The 21418-nt window shown below is 73.6% G+C and carries 19 protein-coding genes; 2 read left to right on the top strand and 17 right to left on the bottom strand.

What is annotated here, in order from left to right:
- Positions 1-51: 51 nt before the first annotated feature.
- Positions 52-1371 (bottom strand): aminopeptidase P family protein, encoded by a 1320-nt coding sequence (locus tag ABZ459_RS35775; RefSeq protein WP_357979854.1) that lies wholly within the window; start codon positions 1369-1371, stop codon positions 52-54.
- Positions 1372-1575: 204 nt separating this feature from the next.
- Here ABZ459_RS35775 and ABZ459_RS35770 point away from each other — a divergent pair, with 204 nt between their 5' ends.
- Entirely contained in the window at positions 1576-1776 is a 201-nt protein-coding gene (locus ABZ459_RS35770; protein WP_357979852.1) for a hypothetical protein, read from the top strand.
- Positions 1777-1828: 52 nt separating this feature from the next.
- The gene (locus ABZ459_RS35765; protein WP_357979850.1) at positions 1829-2956 is read left to right on the top strand and encodes an acyltransferase family protein; all 1128 of its coding nucleotides are present in this window, start codon (positions 1829-1831) and stop codon (positions 2954-2956) included.
- Positions 2957-3045: 89 nt separating this feature from the next.
- Here ABZ459_RS35765 and ABZ459_RS35760 read toward each other — a convergent pair whose 3' ends face one another.
- The 16 genes from ABZ459_RS35760 to ABZ459_RS35685 all read right to left on the bottom strand — a co-directional run bounded on the left by ABZ459_RS35760 (position 3046) and on the right by ABZ459_RS35685 (position 21274).
- Positions 3046-4005: a TauD/TfdA family dioxygenase gene (locus tag ABZ459_RS35760; protein WP_357979848.1), complete on the bottom strand. Its 960-nt coding sequence runs from the start codon at positions 4003-4005 to the stop codon at positions 3046-3048.
- An 80-nt stretch (positions 4006-4085) separates the two neighbouring features.
- Entirely contained in the window at positions 4086-4208 is a 123-nt protein-coding gene (locus ABZ459_RS35755) for a putative leader peptide (RefSeq protein ID WP_352324370.1), read from the bottom strand.
- A gap of 9 nt (positions 4209-4217) precedes the next feature.
- Positions 4218-5684: a hypothetical protein gene (locus ABZ459_RS35750; protein ID WP_357979846.1), complete on the bottom strand. Its 1467-nt coding sequence runs from the start codon at positions 5682-5684 to the stop codon at positions 4218-4220.
- Positions 5668-7542, bottom strand: coding sequence for a hypothetical protein (locus ABZ459_RS35745; RefSeq protein ID WP_357979844.1), 1875 nt, complete (start codon positions 7540-7542; stop codon positions 5668-5670). The genes ABZ459_RS35750 and ABZ459_RS35745 overlap by 17 nt, the downstream gene beginning before the upstream one ends.
- A gap of 156 nt (positions 7543-7698) precedes the next feature.
- On the bottom strand, positions 7699-8955 hold the full coding sequence (locus tag ABZ459_RS35740) for a hypothetical protein (protein WP_357979842.1): 1257 nt from the start codon (positions 8953-8955) through the stop codon (positions 7699-7701).
- Positions 8956-8979: 24 nt separating this feature from the next.
- Positions 8980-10293 (bottom strand): MFS transporter, encoded by a 1314-nt coding sequence (locus tag ABZ459_RS35735; protein ID WP_357979840.1) that lies wholly within the window; start codon positions 10291-10293, stop codon positions 8980-8982.
- The gene (gene paaI, locus ABZ459_RS35730) at positions 10290-10688 is read right to left on the bottom strand and encodes a hydroxyphenylacetyl-CoA thioesterase PaaI (protein ID WP_357979838.1); all 399 of its coding nucleotides are present in this window, start codon (positions 10686-10688) and stop codon (positions 10290-10292) included. Before paaI ends, ABZ459_RS35735 begins: the two co-directional genes overlap by 4 nt.
- Positions 10685-11536, bottom strand: coding sequence for an SDR family NAD(P)-dependent oxidoreductase (locus ABZ459_RS35725; protein WP_357979836.1), 852 nt, complete (start codon positions 11534-11536; stop codon positions 10685-10687). Before ABZ459_RS35725 ends, paaI begins: the two co-directional genes overlap by 4 nt.
- On the bottom strand, positions 11533-12789 hold the full coding sequence (locus tag ABZ459_RS35720; protein ID WP_357979834.1) for an MFS transporter: 1257 nt from the start codon (positions 12787-12789) through the stop codon (positions 11533-11535). The genes ABZ459_RS35725 and ABZ459_RS35720 overlap by 4 nt, the downstream gene beginning before the upstream one ends.
- A gap of 2 nt (positions 12790-12791) precedes the next feature.
- Positions 12792-14021 (bottom strand): AMP-binding protein, encoded by a 1230-nt coding sequence (locus tag ABZ459_RS35715; RefSeq protein ID WP_357979832.1) that lies wholly within the window; start codon positions 14019-14021, stop codon positions 12792-12794.
- A gap of 5 nt (positions 14022-14026) precedes the next feature.
- Positions 14027-15070 (bottom strand): hypothetical protein, encoded by a 1044-nt coding sequence (locus tag ABZ459_RS35710; protein WP_357979830.1) that lies wholly within the window; start codon positions 15068-15070, stop codon positions 14027-14029.
- Positions 15067-16509 carry a lysine 2,3-aminomutase gene (locus ABZ459_RS35705; RefSeq protein ID WP_357979828.1) on the bottom strand — a complete coding sequence of 481 codons (1443 nt, stop codon included), beginning with the start codon at positions 16507-16509 and terminating at the stop codon, positions 15067-15069. Before ABZ459_RS35705 ends, ABZ459_RS35710 begins: the two co-directional genes overlap by 4 nt.
- Entirely contained in the window at positions 16506-18203 is a 1698-nt protein-coding gene (locus ABZ459_RS35700; RefSeq protein WP_357979826.1) for a class I adenylate-forming enzyme family protein, read from the bottom strand. The genes ABZ459_RS35705 and ABZ459_RS35700 overlap by 4 nt, the downstream gene beginning before the upstream one ends.
- Positions 18196-19524, bottom strand: coding sequence for an FAD-dependent oxidoreductase (locus ABZ459_RS35695; RefSeq protein ID WP_357979824.1), 1329 nt, complete (start codon positions 19522-19524; stop codon positions 18196-18198). Before ABZ459_RS35695 ends, ABZ459_RS35700 begins: the two co-directional genes overlap by 8 nt.
- The gene (locus ABZ459_RS35690) at positions 19521-19739 is read right to left on the bottom strand and encodes a phosphopantetheine-binding protein (protein ID WP_352324385.1); all 219 of its coding nucleotides are present in this window, start codon (positions 19737-19739) and stop codon (positions 19521-19523) included. Before ABZ459_RS35690 ends, ABZ459_RS35695 begins: the two co-directional genes overlap by 4 nt.
- Positions 19740-19753: 14 nt before the next feature.
- Positions 19754-21274 carry an amino acid adenylation domain-containing protein gene (locus ABZ459_RS35685; RefSeq protein ID WP_357979822.1) on the bottom strand — a complete coding sequence of 507 codons (1521 nt, stop codon included), beginning with the start codon at positions 21272-21274 and terminating at the stop codon, positions 19754-19756.
- Between the last annotated feature and the right edge of the window lie 144 nt (positions 21275-21418).

Here is a 21418-nt window from a genome sequence, read left to right as displayed (position 1 = left end):
CTCACATGGGGATATTCGAGAGATTATGCGGTGCAATGTCACAGCCACTACCTACCCGGCGGCCATCCACTTCTCCAGCCCGTCGGCGTCGAGAGGCAGCGCGGCCGACAACACGTCGGCGCCCTGCTCGGTGACCACCAGGTCGTCCTCGATCCGGACGCCGATCCCGCGCAGCTCCGGCGGGACGGTGAGGTCGTGCGGATGGAAGTACAGGCCGGGCTCCACCGTGAGCGCCATGCCGGGGGCCATGACGGCGTCCTGGTAGGACTCCTGGCTCGCCCGGCCGCAGTCGTGCACGTCCAGGCCGAGGTGGTGGCCGACGCCGCAGACCAGGTAGCGGCGGTGGTGCTGGCCGGCGTCGGACAGCGCCTCGTCCACCGAGACCGGCAGCAGGCCCCAGTCGGCCAGGCCGTGCGCGACCACCTCCATGGCGGCGTGGTGGAAGTCGCTGAAGCGGCGGCCGGGGGCGACCGCGGCGAGCGCGGCCCGGTGGGCCCGTTCGACCAGGTCGTGCACCTGCCGTTGCGCCGGGGTGAAGCGGCCGGAGACGGGGAAGGTGCGGGTGACGTCGGCGGTGTAGCAGCTCTCCGCCTCGACGCCGAGGTCGAGCAGGAGCAGCTCGCCGGGGGTCACCGGGCCGTCGCAGCGCACCCAGTGCAGGGTGGGCGCGTGCGGGCCGCCGCCGACGATGGAGGGGTAGCCGGGGCCGTTGCCGTAGGCGCGGGCGTACCGGTCGAAGGTGCCCTGGAGCCACCGCTCGCCGCGCCCGGCCACGGCGGCGGGGATCTCGCGGACGACGGCGGCGAACCCCTCGACGGTGCGGTCCACCGCCTCGCGCAGCTGCCCGACCTCCCAGTCGTCCTTGTACATGCGCAGCTCGGCCAGGACCCGGGCGGCCTCCTGGTCCTCGGTCACCTCCGTGGTCAGTTCGGCCAGCGGCCGGACCCGCACGCCCAGTGCCTTCGCCCAGTCGTCCAGGCCGGGGACGGCGCCCACCCACAGCTCGCCGTACCTGGAGTCGGTGAAGAACGCCGGGTCGCCGGGGCCGGCGGGCGGCGGCACGTAGAGGGTGGCCTCGGCGCCCTCCAGCACGACGACGGCGTTCTCGATCTGGCAGCCGGTCAGCCAGACGAAGTCGCTGCCGGCGCGGAAGTCGTAGGCCATGTCGTTGCTGCGGATCGGGGCCTGCCCCGCGGCCAGCACGACGGTCCGGCCGGGCAGCGTCTCGGCCAGCCGGGCCCGGTGGGCTGCGGCGGCCTCGGCCGCGCCGGGCACGACGCGCGGCGTGCGGTCGGCGGCGCCCCAGCCGGTGTTCATGTACGCGGCGAAAGCGGGGATCTCGGACAGTTTCGGGGGCCTGCCGTCACGCACGGATGATCACTCCTTCCATAGGGCTCAGTAATGTGTGGCATTGCACTGAACACTAGGACGGCAGGAAGCCGCCGCCAAGAGGTGACCAGAAAAATCCGCATATCGTGACAAAGGCTCGGCTACTCTGCGGGAGCCACGCGATCAACACGCACACGGAGCCCCCGCGGCGGAACGAGAGCGGCGGGACGAGAGACGGGAAGAACGATGACCTCTTGGATCCTCATCGTCGTCGGCGTACTGCTGGCCCTGGTCGGTGGGCTCTGGGCGCTCCAGGGACTGGGCGTGGTGGGCGGCAGCGTGATGACCGGCGACGCCACCTGGGCGGTCATCGGGCCGGTGGTCCTGCTGGTGGGCGTCGCCGTCGTGGTGATCGGCCTGCGCCTGCGGCGTTCACCGTCCCGCTGAGCGCGGCGGCGATCACGGAGGGTTCTGTCGCAAATGGCCTAGAATCCGACAGATGTCCCCCGCCTCCGCCCGGCTGGCCTGGCTGGACGCCCTGCGGGGGCCCGCCGCGCTGGCCGTCACCGCGCACCACGCGGGCTGGTCGTTCGTCCCCGCCGCGTGGGCGGTCGTGGACCGCAGGATCGACCTCGGCACGTGGGGCGTCTTCGTCTTCTTCCTGGTCAGCGGCTACATCATCCCGGCCTCCCTGGAACGGCGCGGCGACCTGCGCGCCTTCTGGACCGGGCGGGCCTTCCGCCTGCTGCCGCTGCTGCTCGCCACCCTCGGCCTGGCGTTCCTGCTCGCCCTCGCGGGCCTGTTCCCGCTGGATCCGGGCCTCGGCGAACGTCCCGCGCCCCTGGTCGCGCTCGGCAACCTGACGATGTTGCAGGAGCTGCTCAACCTGCCGCCCGTCATCGGCGTGACCTGGACGCTGTCGTACGAGATGGCCTTCTACCTGATCAGCGTGGCGCTGTTCGCGACCGGCCAGTCCCGCAGGTCGGCGGGGATCGCCGTCGCCCTGGCGGCGCTGGCCGTGCCGGCGGGGCTGCTGCTGCCGGGCGCGTCGATCAACGGCGGGGCCGACCTGACCGCCGCGCTGCTCGCCCTCGCGGTCGTGGCGGCGATCGCGGTCACCGTCCTCGGGGACGGCCGGGCCCGTACGGCGGCCGCCGCGGCGGGCGGGCTGCTCGGGCTGGCGCTGGTGGTCCTGGGCAGCCGGGCCGGCACCTGGCAGGGCGTGATCATCCTGGCCGCCATGTTCGCCGGGACCGCGGTGCACCGCGCCGAGCAGGGCGTGATCTCCTGGCGGACCGCCGGGCTCGCCTGCCTGGCGGTGGTGGCCTGCGGCGTCCCCGCCAAGGACGACCCGGGATGGGCGCCCGCGCTCGTGCTCGCGTTCGCCGTGTTCGGGGTGGGGCTGGCGATGCGCCACAGGGCGTTCCCGCGCGTGCTGACCCGGCTCGGCGTGATCAGCTTCTCCGTCTACCTGCTGCATCCCCTGCTGCTGCGCCTGCTGCCGAACCTGGTGCTGTACTACCTGGTCCTGATCCCGCTGTGCCTGGTGACGTACCACGTCATCGAGGCCCCGGCCCAGCGGCTCGGCCGCCGGCTGAGCGGGTCGCGCGCCCCCGTCCGGAAGTAGGGACCGACGCCGCGGGCGGGCACCCCCCAGCCCCCGCCCGCGCGTCCGGTGCCGCGAGCGGGTCCCGCTCGCGGAGGTGGCCGCCGCCGTCAGGCGACCACGAGTGACTGCGCCCTGAACTCCCTTCCGGCCACGATCTCGGAGACGAACCCGTCGGGTCCGACGGGACGGTCGCCGATCAGCGTGACCCGGTGCAGCCTGCGCGGCACGTCGAGGTGGTCGAGGTCGGACGGGGCGAGGTGGGCGGTGGCGCGGTTGTCCCAGAAGGCGACGCTGCCGGGCTGCCAGCGGAACCGCACGGTGTACTCGGGCCGGGTGAGCTGCTCGTACAGCAGGTCGAGGATGCGGCGGCTCTCCACGGCCGACAGGCCCACGATGTGGTCGGTGAAGCCGGGATTGACGAACAACGCCCGCTCACCGGTCTCCGGATGCACCCGCACCACCGGGTGCACGGAGATCAGCAGGTTGTCGTTGATGCGCTTGACCAGCTTGCCGTCCTCGTCGGCGGCCTGGTAGCCGGCCAGGAAGCGGTGCTCGGCGCGCAGGCCGTCCACCAGGTCGCGCAGCGGCGCGGACAGGCCCTCGTACGCGGCCACCAGGTTCGTCCACTGCGTGTCGCCGCCGAACTCCGGCACGGTCTCGGCCCGCAGGATCGAGGCGGCGGGCGGGTTGACGGCGGCGGTGACGTCGGTGTGCCAGCCGGAGAAGTAGGAGTAGCGCCTCCTCTGGTAGAGCTCGCGGTAGTTGACGCCGTAACGCTTCTCGTACCGGCGGGGGTCGATGGTCAGGATCTGCGGGAACTCCTCGGGCGGCGCGTCCTCGTGCGGGTGGGCGTGGGTCAGCTCGCCGAACTGGCGGGCGAAGGCGATCTGCGCGGCGTGGTCGAGCTCCTGCCCGCGGAAGAACACGACTTTGTACGCGAGCAGCGCCTGGCGGATCTCCTCGACCACGGACGGGTCGAGCGGGTGGGCCAGATCGACGCCGGTGATCTCGGCGCCGATGTGCCCGGCGACGCGCCGGACGGTGAGCACGCTGGTGGGGGTCGACATGGTTCGGCCACTCCTCTGAGCTTCGGGGAAGATCTGGGGGAAGGACGCTCGGGCGTCCGAGGAGAGCGGGGACCCGGAGGTCACCGCACGGCACAGAGCGCGCTCGCCTGCCGCCGGAGGTCGACGTGGAGGCGGGCCACCAGAAGGCTCTTCACGCCTCTGATCCTGCGCGAAATTTCCCACAAAAGCAATAGGTAATACATGAAAGACGGTCAGCTCCGGCCAGGGCCGCCGTCCGTCACCGTGACCCGGCCCGAGTACGCCGAGGTGCCGTCCGGGTTGAGCTGGAGGATCGGGATCTCCTTGGTCTGGCGGGCGCCGCCCTCGACGATCCTGATCGGGCCGCTGGCGCCCTCGACCGTCACCGTGCCGCTGGTCAGCATGTTCGCCATGTCCTGCGGCGAGGGCACGTCCGGCTCCCGGGCGAACGCCTTGGCCGTCTCCAGGGCCACGAACATGGCGTCGTGGTGCATGATGGCCATGCCGTCGTCGAGGCTCTCGTGCGGGAACATGCGCCGGAAGCTGTCGGGGTCGTCGCCCTCGAACCTGGCGCGGATCGCCGTGAGCACCCCGCCGCCGGGCAGCGCGAGGCTCGCCGGGTGGGCCAGGGCCGTGTAGAAGAGCCGGATCCGGGTGTCCCCCCACATGCCGAGGTCGACCTTGCGGTTCATCTCGCTGGCGTCGTCGCCGGTGATCACGGTGACGCCGGGCCGGACGCACCGCTCGCGCTGGCTGAGCGCCTGCATCAGCGCGGGCAGCTGCTCGCTGCGGCCGGCGTACAGGACGGTGTTCGCGCCGGAGTTGCAGACGCGCTCGGCGATGACGTCGAGCACGGTGCCGGAGAACCTGGTCGAGGAGTCGAACGACAGCTCCATCACGCGTTCCCGGCCGGCCAGCGAGCCGGTGTAGAACCGGGCGAGCGTCTTGACGTAGCTGTCGGCCGGGTTGAGGTCCTTGATCACGACCGCCTTGAGCCCGGGGTTGACCTTCCTGGCGTGCACCACCCCGGCCTGGGCCTGCTCGCTGTTCAGGGCCGCGACGCGGGCCAGCCCCGGGAAGCCGGTGAGCTCGTCGGAGGTGATGACCGCCGAGACCATCGCGTACCGGCTCGCGCTCAGGCTCGCGACCGTGCCGCGGGTCGCGCCGGTGCTGGCGCCCAGCCCGGTCACGGCCACGATGTGCTCCTCCGCGGTCCGGTCCCGGACGGCCTCGACCGTCGGCTCCCAGTCCTGCGGCCCGTCGCTGGCGACCAGCACCCGCACGTACGGCGGCGAGGACGGCTGCCGGTTGCGCCACACCTGCGCCAGATGGACGCCCTCCAGGCCGTGCCTGATGCTCTCCCGGTTCAGGGCGATGTCGGTGAGTGAGCCGGTCATCGGGAACATCGCGACGACGGTCACGTAGTCGTCCGGGTGCTCCTTCTCCACCGCGGCGTTCTCGGCGGCGATGAGGCTCATGACCGGGGCCAGGTCGGGGCCGAAGGCGTCGCTGTCGTCGGTGAGCCGCGACGTCCTGACGTAGAGCCCGAGGACGACGACGGCCGCCACGACGAGCACCCCCGCCAGCGCCCTGCGCAGGAGGAGGCGGTTGCGGCGGCCCGCCGCCCAGTTCGCACCGACCTCCGCCGGCGCCGGATCGCCCGCACCGGCCGTGCCGAGGTCGTCAGCGTCTTCGCTCATACCTGTCGGCCTCCCGTAACAAGATCGCCGGACTGGTGGTCGACCGCCTGGCCAGGTCCCGCAGCCCGCGCGCGACCTGCTCGGCCCGGCTCCCGGACGGGTCGAGCAGCGGGTCGAGCCAGAACCAGCGGTCCACGACCAGGGCCCTGACCACGGTGAGCCAGTCCCCGCGCTCGTGCGGGGCGGCGGTCGCCACCAGGGAGTCGTACAGCTCGTCCAGGGGCGTGACCAGCGGCAGCCGGTTGGGGGCGGTGGTCACCTCGTTGAAGCCGGCCAGCCATTCCGGCAGCCGGCTGCGGCCGTCCTCGCGCACGTCGAGCCGGTCGAAGAGCCGGTGCAGGTGCTCGGCCACGTGGCTCAGACGGCCCTCGGGGTCGTCCCGGCGGACGCGGGCCAGGCGGTGGTGCAGGCTGCGCGGGGTCTCCTCGCCTCCGGGGCCGAGGTGGAAACGTTCCAGGTCCCGGTGCACGTCGTCCCAGCGGCCGGTGACGGCGAGCCGGTGCAGCAGCAGCCGCCGCAGCCACGGATGGATCACGGTGACCTGGTGGCCGCGCGCCCCCTCGTAGCGGCCGTGCGGGTCCCGTTCCTCCGGACGGCGGTCGAGCCAGAGCTGGTCGGCCAGCTCGTTGCGCAGGTTCGGCGTCCGGCCGGCCCGTTTGAGCAGGGCGCTCTCCGCGTCGTCCACGTTCCTGGCCGCCGACCAGTCGGTCAGCTCGTCCAGGTGGGCCAGGTGCAGCCGGTCGGGCCAGCGCAGCAGGTCCTCGCGGCACACGACGGCGCGGAAGGCGTCGTCGTCCTGGGCGGCGGCGGCGAGCCTGCCCAGGCGCCGGGTCACGGCCGGATGGCCGCCGGTCAGCTCCCGGACGGCCGAGGCGTAGGCGCGCGACCGGTCGGCCTCCAGCGGCGGCATCAGCACGGGGTACCACCACGGCTGCTCCCGGGTGTCGTAGCCGGCCCGCCAGTCGCGGTAGCTCGCCTCCGCCAGCGTGGGCGGGTGGGCCGCGCCGGGCACGACCGTGCCGGGACGCGCCCACGACCCGCCCATCGGCAGCCATTCCTTCGACTCCGCCACCACCAGCAGCGGATCGGCGCCCTTGGCCGGGCCGAGCGCCCTGAGCAGCGCGCGGCCCGCCGCGGTCTCGGCCCCCTCCAGCAGCAGCAGGCAGCTGCGGGCGTGGCGGTGGCTCTTGGACCAGGAGTCGGTGAGGTCGGCCACGAGGGCCCGGCACAGGATCGCCCCGGCGGACCCGGACGGGTCGCCGCCGTGGCCGTCCCGCCGCCTGGCCAGGTCGATCACGTTGCCGTTGGCCATCTGGGCGGCCAGCCAGGTCCTGCCCTTGTCGTTGAGCAGCCTGACCACGCGGCGGCGCTGGCCCCGCGCGGCGTACTGGAGCACCGAGGTGAGCGCGGCCAGCGGCTCGGCACCCGGGATGCGGCCGAGCAGGTCGCGCAGCAGGGAAAGGGCGTCGGACAGTCGCTCGGGGTCGCCGCCGTCCACGAGGTCGTCCAGTTCGCCGGCCAGCTCGTTGTCGGAGCGGTCCCGCGGGTCCAGGGCCAGCACGTGCAGCGCGAAGACCACCCGGGGCAGCCGGACGCTGGAGGTCTCCATCAGGTCGTGGGCGATGCGCTCGACGGTCTTGACCACTGGCGCGTCGCGCAGCCCCGGCAGCCGGAAGTCCACCCGCACCCGGGGCGACTCGGGCCTGGTGACGCTCCTCCAGACGCGGGTGAGGCACACCTCGCGGTCGGTGCCGTCGGGGCCGAGCAGCACGATGACCGGGAGCCGGTCGCCGCTCCCGAGCGGGAGGCACTCCTTCGTCACCAGGCGAAGGTGAGCGTCGTTGAACGAATCCGCCATCGCAGCAACCTGCCGGGTCGTCGTCAGCTGGTGCGTGCCCGAGTGAGCATCGCCCCGCGGACGCTCGTTTCCATCATAGAAACGAAACATCGGACGACGCGGAAAAATCCGGAGGAATCCGGAGCCTCCGGCCTTGGCCGGAGGCTCCGGCCCGGGTCAGGGGTGCGGGCGCTCGTCCACCACCTGCAGCACCTTCCCGGTACGCGGGTGCGTCACCAGCTCCGACGGCCGCACCCATTCGACGGTCAGCGGGTGCACCAGGCCCTCGGCGACGGACTTCGGGTAGAGCGGCTTGGCCGCGTACACGGCGTCCACGAGGCGCTGGGTCAGGCCGGGCGGCGGCTCCTGCGCGCAGGCCAGCCGGAGCAGCAGGCCGTCCTTGCCGTCCCAGCGGCGCTGGACCATCTGCATCGCCGACATCGCCCGGTCCGGGTCGGCGGCGACCAGCACGGCCCGGACGGCCTCGCTGGACATCGCCACCGTCTCCACCCTGGCCCCCTCGGACGTCCTGCCGACCAGCCGGAAGGCCCGGCATTCTGCGTCGGTCCACTCGCCGAGGTCGCCGACCGGGTAGCGGATGACCGGCATCAGCGTCCTGAACAGGTTGGTGACGACCACCCGCCCGCGCACGCCGGGCGTGGTGACCGGGTCGCCGGTCACCTCGTCGATCAGCTCCACCAGGGTGCGGTCGGGGAACGCCTCGTGCACCCGCACGTCCGCGCCCGCCACGGGGCCGCCGATCAGCCCGGCGTCCACGGAGGCGTAGCCGAGCGAGGCGATCGCCGCGCCGGGGAAGGCCTTGGCCAGCTGCGGACGCAGGTCGTCGAAGAGCAGGTCGCCGGCGAACAGCAGCAGCTCCACGGTGTCCGCGCTGCGCCCGCGCGCGATCACCGCCTCGGCCACCTTGCCGAGCTTCATCGGCGGCCCCGCCAGCACGTGCACGCCGAACAGCTCGATCAGGTCGGCGATGTAGCCGTCCTCGGCGTGGCAGGCGATGGGCAGGCGCACGTTCTCCACGGGGGCGTTGTGCAGGGCGTGCTCGATGTAGAGGAAGCCGCCGTACATCTCGCCGGCGGAGAACAGGTTCGCCACCCGGTGGCCGGGCCGCAGGCCCGCCCGCACCATGCCGGCGCCGAACGCGGTCACCGAGTCGGCGTGCTCGGCGCGCGTCCAGGGGGAGAACTTGGGCGCTCCGGTGGTGCCGCCGGAGGCGTAGACGCCGGCGTCGGTCAGGGGGCCGGTCAGCAGCCTGTTGTCCGGATAGGTGTTGGCGGCCCAGAAGGCGTTCTGGTCGATGATCGGCAGCGCGGTGAGGTCGTCCACGCCGTCGGGCAGGTCGCGGTAGAGCTCGGCGTAGAACGGCGAGTGCCGCCGGGCGAAGTCGATCAGGTCACGCAGGGATTTGGCGGGCATGGGTCACTCCTTGGTCGTCGATGCTCAGATCCGGCTGTGAGCGAGGCTCGGGACCCGCGCCAGCACCCGGCGGCGGTAGAACCACCAGTTGGTGGCCAGGAAGACGGCGTAGGCGCCGATGAACACCTGGAGGGCGGGCGCGACGGAACCCGACCCGGCCAGCGAGACGGCGAAGCCCCGGGGGATGAGGAACCCGCCGAACGCGCCGACCGCGGAGGCGATGCCGATGGCCGCCGCGGCCTCGCGCCTGGCCCGCAGCCGCGCGTCCGGCGACCCGTGCCGGGCCTGCGCGGTGAAGATGGCCGGGATCATCCGGTACGTGGACCCGTTCCCCGCCCCCGAGGCGACGAACAGCAGCAGGAACGCGCCCAGGAAGAGCGGGAAGCTGTGCCGTCCGAGCGCGGCCAGCGCGGCCACCGCCCCGGCGGCCATGGCGACGAACGACCACGAGGTGACCCTGGCGCCGCCGTGCCGGTCGGCCAGCCAGCCGCCGACCGGCCGCGCCAGCGACCCGGCCAGCGGCCCGAGGAAGGCCAGGTACGGCGAGGCGGACTCGGCGAACGCCGACCGGGCGACCAGCGGGAACGCCGCCGAGTAACCGATGAACGAGCCGAAGGTGCCGATGTACAGGAAGGACATGACCCAGGTGTGCGGACGCAGGAACGCCCTGCCCTGGGTGCCGAAGCCGGTCCTGGCGACGGCCAGGTTGTCCATGAACAGGTACGCGCACAGCGCGGCGGCCACGACCAGCGGCATCCACACCAGCCCGGCGTACGCCAGGCCACCCGCCGCCACCAGCGGGATCAGCAGTTGCACGACCGCCACGCCCAGGTTCCCGCCGGCCGCGTTCACGCCGAGCGCGAACCCCTTGCGCCGCTCCGGGTAGAAGTAGGAGACGTTGGCCATGGAGGAGGCGAAGTTGCCGCCGCCGAGCCCGGCCGTGGCCGCGGCGGCCAGGAACATCCAGTAGGGCCTGGCCGGATCGGTGACCAGCCAGGCCAGCAGCCCCGTCGGCGCCAGGAGCAGCAGGGCGCTGGCCACGTTCCAGTTGCGCCCGCCGAAGGCCGAGACGGCGAAGGTGTAGGGCAGCCGCAGCGTGCTGCCGACCAGGTTCGGCACCGCGACCAGCCAGAAGAGCTGGTCGACGGTGAACGGGAAGCCCGCCTTCGGCAGCAGGACGACGACGGCGCTCCAGAGCAGCCACACCGCGAAGCCGAGATGCTCGACGAAGATGGAGAAGATCAGGTTCCTGGTGGCGACGCGGCGTCCGACGGCCGCCCAGAACCCCGGGTCCTCGGGTTCCCAGTGCTCGATCCAGCGTCCGGTCCGCCGGTTCATGAGGTTCTCCCTTCGCTGGCGGGACGGCCGGCGACCACGACGCCGTGGCCGCGGAACTCTGCGACGATCTCGCCGGCCGGGCGGCGTACGGTGACGTCGTAGACGCCATGCCTGCCGTGCCTGGCCCGTTCGGTGGCCTCGGCCACCAGCACGTCGCCCGCCGCGGCCGGGCGCAGGAACGTCACCTGGGCGCTGTGGGCCAGCATGACCGGGCCGCGGCTGTTGCAGGCGTGGTCGAAGGCGGCGTCGGCGAGCAGGAACAGGTAGCCGCCGTGGGCGACGCCGTGCCCGTTCACCATGTCCTCGGTGACGCGCATGCGCAGCCGGGCCCGCCCGGCGGCGGCCTCCTCCAGGGCGATGCCGAGCGCCCGGCAGGCCGGGTCGGGGCCGGTCATGGGGCGCCGCCGATCCAGGATTCGGCCATCTCCTGGACGGCCGAGCCGTCGGGGTCGGCGAGCTTGCCGGCCACGTACCGCGACACCCAGGGGCCGGTCGGGATGCGGAAGGGCGGGTCGGCGGCGGTCAGCGCGTCCACGATCACGTCGGCCACCTGCCAGGAGGTCTGGCCGGCGCCCTCCCAGCCGGGGCCGCGCACCCAGTCGAGGTAGGCGTCGAAGGTGGGGGCGTACGGGCCGGAGGCGGCCCGGATCGTCTTCCGGTTGATGTCCGGAAAAATCCCGAACCGGGTGTCGGAGACGAAGCCGGGCACGACCACGCTCACCCGTACGCCGTGCGCGGCCGCGACCGGCGCCAGGCTCTCCATGAACCCCTCGACCGCCGCCTTCGCCGCCGCGTACGCCTCGTTGAACGGCTGGCCCACGACGCCGTGCACGCTGCCGACCGTCACCAGACGCCCTCCGGCGGCCCGCAGCAGCGGCATCGCCACCCGGCTGACCTCGATCACCCCGAAGAAGTTGACCTCGAAGTTGGCGCGCAGCGCCTCCGGCGTGGACATCTCCATCGTCGGGTCGAAGTTCGACACGCCCGCGTTGTTGACCAGCGCGTCCAGCCCTCCGTACGTCTCCCGCACGCCCTTCACGCACGCCCGCGCCGAGGCGGGGTCGGTGACGTCGAGGTGGCGGACGTCCAGGGTGACGCCGGCCCGGTCGGCCGCCGCGCGCAGGTCGCCGTCCCGGCCGGGGTCGCGCATGGTGGCCACCACCGTCATCCCGGCCCGCGCGGCGGTCACCGCCGTGGCCAGCCCGATCCCCGACGAGGTCCCGGTGATCAGCACAGTCGTCATGACGCGCTCCCCGCCAGGTGGGCCTGCGGCTCGGCCCGGTCCATGAGGGCCTGGATCCCCGAGGCGGGCAGGAACGAGAACGCGGCCAGCAGCGTGCCGCCGGCCATGACGGCCTGCGCCGCGCCGAGCACGCCCAGCGCGGGCGTCAGCAGGGTGACCGCCGACCCGCCCGCGAGCGCGGCCAGCGGGATCACCCCCCAGGTCGCCGTGCGGAACGCGGCGTGCATGACGCCCTGGTTCTCGGCGGCCATCCGCGACTGCCGGATCGGCGCGCTGCACACGTTGATGCACGACATGAAGAAGCCGTAGCAGCCGAACGTCACGCCGATCACCGGCGCGGCGGGCAGCGCGGGCGCGGCCAGCACGCCGAGGCCGACCAGGCAGTGCAGCAGCAGCGCCCAGGCCATGGTCCGGCCGAGGCCGAGCCGGTCGCTGATCCTCGGGGCGGCCAGCGCGCCGAGCACCGCGCCCACGGCCGCCGCCGACATCGCCGCGCCGAACACGCCCACCGAGACGCCGAGCCCCTGGTAGGCCAGCACCGGCAGGACCGTGACGAAGACCGGCCCGCCCGAGTTGAGCACCACCGCGGCCAGCACCACCCGGCGCAGCACCGGGTCGGCCCAGTTCAGCCGGAAGCCGAGCATCAGCCGCGAGCGCACCGGCACCCGCTCCCCGGTCGTGACGCCCCACGGCTTCATGGCCCGCAGGCACGCCGCCGAGACCAGGTAGGTGGCCGCGTCCACGAGCAGCGAGGCGACGCCGAGCAGGTGGTACAGGCCCGCCGCGATCGACGGCCCGGCCACCTCCGACACCGTGCTGCTGCCCTCCAGCCGCGAGTACGCCCGCACCAGCCGGTCCTGCGGCACGGTCGTGGGCACGGCGACGAGGTAGCCGATGTTGAAGAAGATGGTCGCGCCGCTGATCAGCGCCACGCACACGAACAACACCGGCGTCGAGAGCACCCCGAACCAGTACGCGACCGGGATGACCCCCACCGCCACCAGCCGGACGAGGTCGCACACGACCATGGTCAGCCGCTTGTCCCACCGGTCCACGAGCACCCCGGCGATCGGCCCCAGCAGCGGGATGCCGAGGTACTGGGCCATGGCCACGATGCCGACCTCCAGCGCGGAGGCGTGCAACACGAAGATCATCAACGTCGGGACGACGAACACGGTGATCCGGTCGCCGAGCAGGCTCACCGTCTGGCCGCTCCAGTAGAGGCCGAACTCCCTGCCGAGCGACCCCGGCATCCTCACTGCTCCTCCCGCACGACGAAGGAGGAGGTCTTGCCGGTGCGGTCGTTGCCGATCAGCGCGTCGACCGTGCGCACCCGGAAGGAGCCGGGGTCGTGCTGGAAGGCCGTGCTGAGGGTGAAGGTGCCGGCCAGGAGGTCGCGGCGCAGCCGTTCGGGCAGGTCGGGCGGGGTCGCGGGGCCGGTCAGCAGCAGCACGTCCACGCCGGAGACCCGGCCCTGCCGCTCGGTGACCAGGACCTGGGCGCGCAGCACGCCGGGCTCGCGTTCGGCCTGGGCGACGACGTCGTCCACGTGCAGGCCGAGGCCGCGCACCTGGACGACCGAGTCGCGACGGCCCAGGATGCGCAGCGCCCGGCCGTCCCGGCCGCACGGGCAGGAGACGAGGCGGCCGGCGTCGCCGGTGCGGTAGCGCAGCACCGGGTTGAGCATGTCGGGGTTGAGCGTGGTGAAGTCCAGCAGTTCGTCGGCGTCGCTGTGCACGAGCTGGTCGGGCAGCGGGTGGAAGACGTCGGCCGGGCAGTCCGGGGTGTTGGTGGCGGCGACCCAGGTCTCGGTGCTGCCGAACATGCCCCAGCGGCGGGCGTCCGGGGCGACCTCGGCCAGGTCCTCGTCGAGCTGGGGATGCCAGGCCTCACCCAGCCAGAGCACCTTGCGCAGCGCGGGCAGGCGCAGGCCGGCCGCCCGCGCGTGGGCGAACCACAGCCGCAGCACGCTGGGCGTGCCGCCGAACGCGGTCACCCTCCGGTCGGCGAAGAAGCCCAGCCAGTCGCCGTACTCCTCCTTGCCGACCGAGCCCAGGGCGATGACCCGGCAGCCGGACAGGTCGGCGAGGGCGGCGGCCAGGAAGTGGGCGCCCCACATGCGGCCGGCGCCCCAGGCGTTGACGAAGACGTCGTCCGGTTCCAGGGGCTGCCAATGGCGGTGCACGCCCTCCATGTAGAAGCCGGTGGGGGCGTAGCCGACCTTGGGCGCGCCGGTGCTGCCGCCGCTCTGGAACAGCCAGGTCGCGCCCTGCCCGGCCTTGGGCTCCAGGTGCGCGAGCGCAACGTTGAGGTCGTCCTTGACCAGCGGCGGCAGGGCGGCCAGGTCCTCCAGCGTGAGCACCTTCTCGTGGCCCTCGTAGCGCGGCGCGAGCGCGGGCACGCTCCTCAGCCGCTCCAGCGAGCGCCTCGGGACGCGCAGCAGCGGCTCGGCCGCCGCGGACGTCAGCGAGAACGATTCGGTCATGGGGGTCACCAGCTCTCGGGTTCGTGCGAAAGGCGGTCTTGCGGAAGGCGGTCTTGCGGCAGGCGGTCTTGCGGCAGGCGGTCTTTGAGGAAGCGGGCGTGGCCGTCGCGGTAGGCCGTCCAGCGGGCGCGGGTGACGTCGCGCTGGAGGGTACGGGCGGGGTCGCCGAGGTCGGGCGCGATCACGCCGTCGGGCTCCAGCTCGGAGAACCAGTAGCGCTCGCCGTCGTGCAGGAAGTCGACGCAGAAGAACGGGATGGGCAGCCGCTCGTAGAAGTACGCCGTGGCCGCCGCCAGCTCGGGCGGCACGGGCGGGAACTCCATCGTGCCGCCCCTGCTGGCGTTGGCGACCGGCGAGCCCGGCTCCGGGATGCGCTTCATGACCGCGTACGGCTCGCCGTCCACGACGTAGACGCGGTAGTCCACGGTGCCGTCGCCCAGGTAGGGCTGGACGACGAGCGTGGTGTCGCCGCCCTGGGCGAGGCTGGCCAGGCCGCGCAGCTCCTCGGAGTCGCGGGCCAGGTTCACCCCGCCGCCGCCGCACCACCCGGACGGCTTGACCAGGGCCGGGTAGGTGAGGCCGGCGATGGCGGCCTCGTACAGGTGCTTGCTGGTGTCCCGGCCGGTGCCGATGCGCAGGGTCGGGATCGGCGGCACGGGCGAGTCGCTCAGCCGCAGGACGGTGGCCAGCTTGTCGTTGGCCACGGGCGACAGGGACGGCGGGAACGGCAGGTAGAAGCCGGCCTCCTCCAGCACGGCGTAGAGGGCGTACTGGTTGAAGACGTCCATGGACTGGTAGGGCAGGGAGTACAGGGCGGTGATGAAGAGCGTGTCCTCGGGGGTGACGGGCTCGTCGTCCACGAAGACGCGGGGCCTGCCGGGCTCCAGCGCGTCCACGGTGACCGAGTCCGGGGAGTTCCTGGTCCAGCGCAGGCCGAGCTCGGCGGCGACGTCCTCGTACAGGTCCCAGAAGAACGGGTGCCACATCGCGGTGGCCCTGGTGGACTCCCGGTCGGGGAAGATCCAGCACAAACGGCGCAACGGGGTCATGACTCTCCCTTCTGGCTCGCCCACCAGCGGCGGCCGGGCTCGGGCAGGGTGTCGATCGGGTCGTAGAAGGGGAAGCGGCGCTCCGGGCCGGGCGGCTCCAGCCCGATCCCGTGGCTCCTGGTCCAGTACGAGACGCCGCGTTCCCGGTCGTAGGCGGCGGCCTGGTGCACCCAGCGTTTGCCGACGTAGGGCACGTCGCACACGATCCGGGGCGTGGCGTAGCCGGGCAGGTGGCCCATGATGGCCTCCTGGAGGTGCCGCGCCTGGTGCAGCGGGGTGCGCCAGTGCTCGGCGTTGGGGATCAGGTCGCAGACGTAGAAGTAGTAGGGCAGGATGCCGGCCTCGCCGTGCAGGGCGAAGCACAGGTCGAGCAGGTCGTGCGGGGTGGCGTTCACGCCGCGCATGAGCACCCCTTGGTTGCGCACGTCCCGCACGCCGGCCGCGAGCAGGGCGCCGGCCGCCTCGGCGACCAGCGGCGTCACCGAGCGGGCGTGGTTGGCGTGGGTGTGCACGGCCAGGTTCACCCCGCGGGCCCGCGCGACGGCGGCCACCCGGCCCACGCCCTCGACCACGGCCGGCTGGAGCCAGTGCTGCGGCAGCCCGACCAGCGCCTTGGTGGCCAGCCGGATGTCGCGTACGGACTCCAGCTCCAGCAGTCGCAGCAGGAACGCCTCCAGCCGCGGCCACGGCATGTTCGCCAGGTCGCCGCCGGAGACCACCACGTCCCGGACGGCGGGCGTGCGCTTGAGGTAGTCCAGCATCAGCTCCTGCCGGTCCACCGGCCTGAGCGTGAGCCTGGCCTTGACGACCTGCGGGGTGGAGGTGCCGACCAGGTCCATCCGGGTGCAGTGGCCGCAGTACTGCGGGCACGTGGCCAGCAGCTCGGCCAGCACCTTCGTCGGGTAGCGGTGGGTCAGGCCCTCCACCGCCCACATCTCGGCCTCGTGCAGCGAGTCCCGCTGGGCCCGCGGATGGCTGGGCCAGACCGGGTGCCGGTCGGAGGCGACCGGCAGCAGGTAGCGGCGGACCGGGTTGGCCAGGAACGCCGCCGTGAACGCGGCCGGATCGCCGGCCTCGTCCGGCGCCATGACGTTGAGGAGCTGGGGCGTGACCAGGATGGACATGGTGGCGAACCGGGCCACGTCGGCGGCCAGGTCGGCGAGGAAGGCGTCCTGGAGCAGGTCGCCGGTCACGGCGCGGAGCTGTGCCGCGTTGCGCACGCAGTGGGCGCGCTGCCACTGGGCGTCGCGCCACTGCGCCTCGGTGACCCCGCGCCACCCCGGCAGCCGCCGCCAGTCGGGCTCGGCGAGCGCCCGCCGCGCGTACACGTAGGGGCGGCCGGCGGCCCCGGACCCCGCGGCCCCGGACCCCGCAGCCCCGGACCGGGCGGTCTCGACGTCGGCGGCGGGGCGGCGGGACCTGTCGTCGTTCGGGCTCATCCGGCGAACAGCGCCGCGTGCCGGGTGCGCAGCTCGCGCTTGAGCACCTTGCCTGTGGGGCCGAGCGGGTAGTCCTGCTCGGTGCGCGCCAGGATCACGGCGGCCAGCGTGGCCAGGCCCGCGTCGGCCAGCGCCTTGTTGGCCTTCTCCCTGATCTCCTCGGCGGTGACCGCGGCGGCCTCGGCCTGCGGCCGTACGACGGCGATCGGCACCTGCCCCTCGGGCCCCGGCACGCCGACGACCGAGCAGTCCTGGACGAGGTCCGCGCAGTCGGCGATGAGGACCTCCTCGACGGGCAGGCTGTAGACCGGCCCGGCGGCGGTGTCGATCACGTCCACGGTGCGGTCGAGGTGGTAGAAGTCGCCCTCGGCGTCCCGGCGGGCGACGTCGCCGGTCAGCCAGTAGCCGTTGAGCTCGAAGCTGCCGGTCAGCCTGGCGTCGTTCCAGTAGCCGGGGGTGCGCGACGGGGTGATCACGCCCAGCAGGCCGACCTCGCCGTCGGGCAGCTCTCGCCCGTTCTCGTCGAGCACGGCGGCCTTGATCACCGCGTCCTGGGGCTTGCCCACGCAGCGGTCGGCGCGCGGCGTCTCGGGGGAGGTGACCTGGCCGAACAGCGCCATGCCCATCTCCGAGGAGCCGAGGCCGTCCACGAACTGGGAGCCGGGCAGCGGCTCGCCGGCGGCCTCGCCGCGCGGCAGCAGCCACGACCTGATCAGCCCCGCGGGCCGCTCGCCGAGCTGGACGAGCCGCCGGATGTGGCCGTAGTGGGCGCTGTCGCCGGTGTTGAACCAGGAGTGCACCCTGGCCGCGCCCCTGACCGGCAGCTCGCCGGTGGCCAGCTCGACGAACGTGCGCGGGAACGAGGCCACCATGGTCGGCTGGAACGCCTCCATGACCGGCTCCACCCCGGCCCGCCGCCAGTCCGACATGATCACGGTCGGCAGCCCGAGCAGCACCGCGGTGAGGAAGTAGCTGAGCCCGCCCGCGTGCGTGTGCGGCATGAGCGACATCAGCCGGTCGTACGGCTCCGCCGGGAAACGCACCATCCGGAGCTGCTTGCCGTCCCAGAAGCTGCGATGTCCGAGGATGGTGGACTTGGGGGTGCCGGTGGTGCCGGAGGAGTGGATGAGCGCCACCACGTCGTCCGGCTCGTGCCGGTACGGGTACTGCTGCGGCAGCCCGCCCGACGCCGCGTCGTGGGCCCGCACCTCGGACGCCAGGGCGACGAACCGGGGCCGGGCCCGCGGCGTGTTGCGGTAGGCGAGCTGCAGCCGGGTCGTGTCGTCGGCGACCACGCCCACCACGCCGACGTGCTCCAGGTAGCCGGCCATGACGTCGGCCCGCATGGCGTCGTTGACCATCGCCGGGATGGCGCCGAGCGCGGTGAGCGCCAGGAAGTGCAGCAGCGGCTCCAGGCCCTCGGCGACGACGACGCCCACGGGCTCGCCGGGCCGCACGCCGTTGGCGTGGTACCAGGTGGCGTACCGGTCGCGCAGGGCCGCGAGGTCGGTCAGGCTGTGGCCGCGTAAGACGACCTGGCCGCGGTGGTCGGTGTGGTGGCTGTGGACGAACGGCACCGACCGGTTGGGGTTGGCCGCGAGCGCGTGGTCGAGGAAGTTGCCCGCGCCGAGGCCGGGCTCGGTCATGAAGCCCTGCCGTACGGCCAGGGGGGCGATCGGGGTCCGGTCAGTCATGGTTGTGCCTCCAGGTCGCGTCGATCTCCGCGGCCACCCGGTGTCCTGAGCGGATGGCGCCTTCCATCAGGCCGAAGAACTCGGTGCTCGTCTCGGTGCCGGCCCAGTGCACCCGCTGGTGGGGGGTCGTCAGCCGCGGGCCGAGCCGCAGCCAGTCGCCCGGCCCGAACAGCGCCGCGTAGCAGCCCCGGCTGTGCCGCTCGCCGAGCCAGTCGGTCACGTGGCAGGCGTCCGGGGCGGGCAGCCCGGGGAACAGCCGCGCGACCTGGGCCCGCGCCTGACCGGCCTGCTCGTCCGGGGGCAGCGCGGCGAACGCCTTGGCCTGCGCGCCGGTCACGAACCCGGTCAGCACGCCCGCCGAGCCATTGGCGGGCGAGTCGTCCACGGTGGACAGCAGGGGGCCGTCCGCGCTGACCGACCATCCCGAAAGGCCCTGCTCGCGCCAGAGCGGCGCGGGGTAGACCAGGTGCACCTTCACCGCGCAGCCGGGCGCCGTGCCTGGGCCCGACCGCGGCGCGGGCAGGCCCGGCCGGAACTCCACGGCGTCGGCCAGCACCGGCGGCACGGCGACCACCACCGCGTCCGCCCTGGTGACGCCGGTCACGGTGACGACGTCCACGCCGGTCGCGTCCTGGTGGACCGCGCGCACCGGCTCGCCCAGGCGCACCCGGTCGCCGAGCCGGGTGGCCAGGCGCAGGCACACCTGGTGGGCGCCGCCGTCGATCCGGTCCTCCTGCGCGCCGCCCGCGAAGGCGTTCAGGTAGCGCAGGCCGCCGCCCGAGCGCAGGTAGAAGGCCAGATGCAGGACGGACACGTCCGCCGGGTCCGCGGCCATCATCTCGCCGGCGAACAGCGGGAAGAACAGCCGCGCGTCCGGATGCGTCAGGTGCTCGGCGGCCCAGTCCGCCGCCGTGGTGGCGTCCAGGCGGGCGGCGTCCGGCGACAGCCAGGGTGCCTCGGGGCGGACGGCGGCGGCCAGCTCCTCCAGCGCGTCGAACAGGCCGCCCAGCGCGACCGCCGACAGGGGCGGGAACCGGCCGGTCCCGGGCTCGCCGCCGAGCGCGAACCTGGCCGCGCCGCCCACGGTGGCCGGGGTGGTCTTCAGGTCCAACTCGGCCAGCAGGGTCGTCAGCGCGGTGTGCCGCTCCCCCAGGTACGCCGCGCCCGCGTCGGCCCAGCCGCCGGGGGCGACCTCGATGCCGTGCGTACGCCCGCCGACGCGGTCCCTGGCCTCGATCACGGTGACCTCGGCGCCGGTCGCGGCCAGGTCGGCGGCGGCGGTGAGCCCCGCGAGGCCCGCTCCCACGACGACGACCCTCATGCCAGGCTCGCGATCTTCTTGGCCAGCGCGGCCGGGGTGGGCGCGTCGAGGAAGTCGTCGAAGTCCAGCTCGGCGCCGCAGTCGCGGGCGATCGCGCTGAGGACGCGGGTGGCGAGCAGCGAATCCCCACCTAAGACGAAAAAGTCGGAATCATCCGTTATTTCGGGGTTTTCCAGTACCCGCCGGAAGATGTCAGAGACGGCGGTGACGTCCACGTGCATGATCTCCTTCAGTTGGTGGTGTAGCGCCGGTGCGAACCGGCGCGGTCGACCTTTCCGCTGGTGGTGTAGGCCAGTTCGGGCACGACGGTGATCCGGCTGGGCACCAGGTGGCCCGGCACCCGGTCCCGCAGGTAGTCCCGGACCTCGGCGGCCAAGCCGTCCCCGGCGTCCCGGCCGGGCTGCGGGCTGGGCACGACGTACGCGGCGAGGGTGGTGTGATCGGCGACCGTGACGCCCGCCACCGCCACCGCGCCCACGCCCGGATGGCCGGCGATGTGCGCCTCGACCTCGGCCGGGTCCACCCGGATGCCCCGGATCTTGAGCTCGTGGTCGAGCCGTCCCTCGTGGACGAGCGCCCCGCCGCCGGTCACGGTGACCCGGTCCCCGGTGCGGAAGAACCGCCCGGCGCCCGGCTCGGGGGTGACGAAGCGGGCGGCGGTCGCCTCCGGCAGGCCCAGGTAGCCCAGCGCCAGGGCCGGTCCGCCGACCAGCAACTCGCCCTCCGCGCTCACCCGCTGCTCGACGTGCGCAAGCGCCCACCCGATCGGCACCCGCTCCCCCGCCGCCGAAGCCCGACCCCCCGCGACCCCGCCGGCCATCGGGCCGTGCAGGTCGATCGCGTGCGTGATGAGCGTGGTCTCCGTGCACCCGTAGGTGTTGAGCAGGCGGACGCCGCCGGTGTCCAGGGCCCGCCAGTCCGCCAGGCGCGACGGGCTGACCGCCTCGCCGCCGATGATCACCAGCCGGACGCACGGGGGCAGCGCGGCCCCCTCGTCGGCCAGGTGCCGTACCAGCTCGTGCCAGAACGCCGTGGGCAGATCCAGCACGCTGATCCGCTCGTCGGCGACCGCGCGCAACATCCGGCGGAACGAGCCCGAGTGCGCGCCGTCGTGGAAGACCAGCGCCGCCCCGCCGGTCAGGGCGGGCAGGATCTCCTCCAGGCAGGTGTCCCAGTTCAGCGAGGCGAACTGGAGCACCCGGTCGGCCGGGGTGATGCCGAACAGCTCGCGCAGCGCCCCGGTCACGACGGAGATCGCCCGCCTGGGCGTCACCACGGGCTTGGGCGCGCCGGTCGAACCGGAGGTGAACAGGACGTACGCGGGCGCGTCCCCCGCGACGGCCGGGAGCTCGCCCGCCGGGCCGCCGTCGGGGTCGCCGTGATCGGGCGGCTCTATCACCCGCACGCCGTCCGGGGCCCATGCGTCCGGTCCGGACGCGACCAGCGTGCGGCAGCCGGCCGCCGCCAGCATCGCCTGCCGGCGGGCCCGCGGGTGCGCCGGGTCGACGGGCACGTACACGCCGCCCGCCGCCAGCGTGCCGAGCAGCGCGGCCACGGTCCCCGGCGTGCGGGACGCCGGCACGGCCACCGCCCCGGGATCGGGCCCGAGCCGCCGGGCCGTCGCGCGGACCCACGCGGCCAGCTCGGCGTAGGTGACGGTGCGACCGTCGTGGACCAGGGCCGGACGGCCGGGATGGCGCCCGGCCGTCCGGGCGAACTCCTGGAGAACGTCGTGGTGCGGTTCGGACAACGCTGCCTCTTCCCCGGGTGACGCGACGGGGCCGGCCGCGCGTCCGCGCGTCTGTCAGCCCGTGTCAAGCGAATGTGGAGCGAACCCAAGCGAGATCGCGTTCAGAGTGCAGCAGGGCGCTGCACGGGGGCTTGATGGCGTCAG

This window comes from Nonomuraea sp. NPDC005692 (genome assembly GCF_040631115.1).
In the GTDB taxonomy this organism is placed as follows: domain Bacteria; phylum Actinomycetota; class Actinomycetes; order Streptosporangiales; family Streptosporangiaceae; genus Nonomuraea.
Note: the sequence above shows the minus strand (reverse complement) of the source record. Positions and strands in the feature narration are given on the sequence as shown.

Coding starts and splice junctions, on each gene's coding strand:
- ABZ459_RS35695 (WP_357979824.1), bottom strand. CDS start 19,524: ATGAGGGTCGTCGTCGTGGGAGCGGGCCTCGCGGGGCTCACCGCCGCC.
- paaI (WP_357979838.1), bottom strand. CDS start 10,688: ATGACCGGCCCCGACCCGGCCTGCCGGGCGCTCGGCATCGCCCTGGAG.
- ABZ459_RS35750 (WP_357979846.1), bottom strand. CDS start 5,684: ATGAGCGAAGACGCTGACGACCTCGGCACGGCCGGTGCGGGCGATCCG.
- ABZ459_RS35755 (WP_352324370.1), bottom strand. CDS start 4,208: ATGTATTACCTATTGCTTTTGTGGGAAATTTCGCGCAGGATCAGAGGC.
- ABZ459_RS35740 (WP_357979842.1), bottom strand. CDS start 8,955: ATGCCCGCCAAATCCCTGCGTGACCTGATCGACTTCGCCCGGCGGCAC.
- ABZ459_RS35725 (WP_357979836.1), bottom strand. CDS start 11,536: ATGACGACTGTGCTGATCACCGGGACCTCGTCGGGGATCGGGCTGGCC.
- ABZ459_RS35770 (WP_357979852.1), top strand. CDS start 1,576: ATGACCTCTTGGATCCTCATCGTCGTCGGCGTACTGCTGGCCCTGGTC.
- ABZ459_RS35720 (WP_357979834.1), bottom strand. CDS start 12,789: ATGCCGGGGTCGCTCGGCAGGGAGTTCGGCCTCTACTGGAGCGGCCAG.
- ABZ459_RS35760 (WP_357979848.1), bottom strand. CDS start 4,005: ATGTCGACCCCCACCAGCGTGCTCACCGTCCGGCGCGTCGCCGGGCAC.
- ABZ459_RS35705 (WP_357979828.1), bottom strand. CDS start 16,509: ATGAGCCCGAACGACGACAGGTCCCGCCGCCCCGCCGCCGACGTCGAG.
- ABZ459_RS35765 (WP_357979850.1), top strand. CDS start 1,829: ATGTCCCCCGCCTCCGCCCGGCTGGCCTGGCTGGACGCCCTGCGGGGG.
- ABZ459_RS35700 (WP_357979826.1), bottom strand. CDS start 18,203: ATGACTGACCGGACCCCGATCGCCCCCCTGGCCGTACGGCAGGGCTTC.
- ABZ459_RS35710 (WP_357979830.1), bottom strand. CDS start 15,070: ATGACCCCGTTGCGCCGTTTGTGCTGGATCTTCCCCGACCGGGAGTCC.
- ABZ459_RS35735 (WP_357979840.1), bottom strand. CDS start 10,293: ATGAACCGGCGGACCGGACGCTGGATCGAGCACTGGGAACCCGAGGAC.
- ABZ459_RS35715 (WP_357979832.1), bottom strand. CDS start 14,021: ATGACCGAATCGTTCTCGCTGACGTCCGCGGCGGCCGAGCCGCTGCTG.
- ABZ459_RS35745 (WP_357979844.1), bottom strand. CDS start 7,542: ATGGCGGATTCGTTCAACGACGCTCACCTTCGCCTGGTGACGAAGGAG.